The 942-nt window shown below is 59.9% G+C and carries 3 protein-coding genes; 2 read left to right on the plus strand and 1 reads right to left on the minus strand.

The annotated features are described in order from the left end of the window. Positions 1-182 (plus strand): hypothetical protein (locus tag FJV41_RS52975; RefSeq protein ID WP_181791527.1); only part of this gene is annotated, 182 nt, incomplete at its 5' end. Between the two features lie 72 nt (positions 183-254). After that, on the plus strand, positions 255-494 hold the full coding sequence (locus FJV41_RS52980; protein ID WP_159815855.1) for a hypothetical protein: 240 nt from the start codon (positions 255-257) through the stop codon (positions 492-494). A 57-nt stretch (positions 495-551) separates the two neighbouring features. Here FJV41_RS52980 and FJV41_RS49320 read toward each other — a convergent pair. Then, positions 552-942: hypothetical protein (locus tag FJV41_RS49320; protein ID WP_220137976.1), on the minus strand; the 391-nt coding region annotated here is incomplete at its 5' end.

The following is a 942-nucleotide window of genomic DNA, read 5'->3' on the forward strand; positions in this document are numbered from 1 at the left end:
CGCTTCTGTTGAAAGCCAACGGCGCCCATCCAGCGCTTGAAGCAGTCAGGCAGCAGGTTGCGCAGGAGGCGAAGAAAATCATGCAGAAGCAGGATGCCTTGAATGCCGGCGACCCGCACTGGATAGGCCTTGTCGAGACCTGCAGGACCATGGCGTTGAACGAGCATCTCAAGGTCATTTAGCAACACCCCCCGCCTTCTAAAAAATGGAGGGAAGGGGGGGGTCAATCCACGGAGCCATGGAAAAGGAATGTGATGACCCCCCTCGAATCACTCGCCAAGGTCTTGGCGTCCCCGAAAGACTCCTCTGCCTTGCGCGCGGCGATGGAAGCGAACCCCGTCACGTGCTCGTTTGATCGCGACCATCCAGACCTGGTCATACAAGCCGACGCACGCACGCAAACAAAGGTGTATGGCCGTCTCGACGATGACGGGAACCTGCACCCCCTCAGCGAGACCGAGTGGAAGGCCCTGCAGGCCCGCCCAAAGGCCTGAAACGTCGCGACAGCACCCTACCCCACAGCGACGCCTAAAAGCCCCTTCGAAGGCCTTCTATCGCGTCAATCCAGCGTCACGCTCCGGCGGTTTCTGCATTCGTGCTGCTTGCTCCTGAACCACTGCACTTGCACGTCGGCTGGCCTCCGCGATCCGAGCTGTCGCAGCCTCGCGGTCGCTTCGTGAACGGCCTTCTTTCTCGACCTCTTTTTTCGCGCTTTCCCCTTTCCTAGCCGGAGACGTAGCGAGGAGTTCCTTGGCTTGTGGGCCCGTGAGCGCAAAGGGCTTGCCGCCAGTGACGATGATGTTGGGCACCGGCTGGCCACCATCGAGGTATTCGCTGATCTTTTGCAGCGCCTCGATGCCATCAGTAGCGACCAATGTCTCGTCTCCATCCCCTCTCAAAATGGGCGGGAACCGGCCCCTGAAATCCTGGCTCTTAAACACC

This window comes from Myxococcus llanfairpwllgwyngyllgogerychwyrndrobwllllantysiliogogogochensis, from assembly GCF_006636215.1.
In the GTDB taxonomy this organism is placed as follows: Bacteria; Myxococcota; Myxococcia; order Myxococcales; family Myxococcaceae; genus Myxococcus; species Myxococcus llanfairpwllgwyngyllgogerychwyrndrobwllllantysiliogogogochensis.

What these genes read in the sequence shown, in the direction of transcription:
- FJV41_RS52980 (WP_159815855.1), top strand. Translation starts at nt 255, where the DNA reads ATGACCCCCCTCGAATCACTCGCCAAGGTCTTGGCGTCCCCGAAAGAC.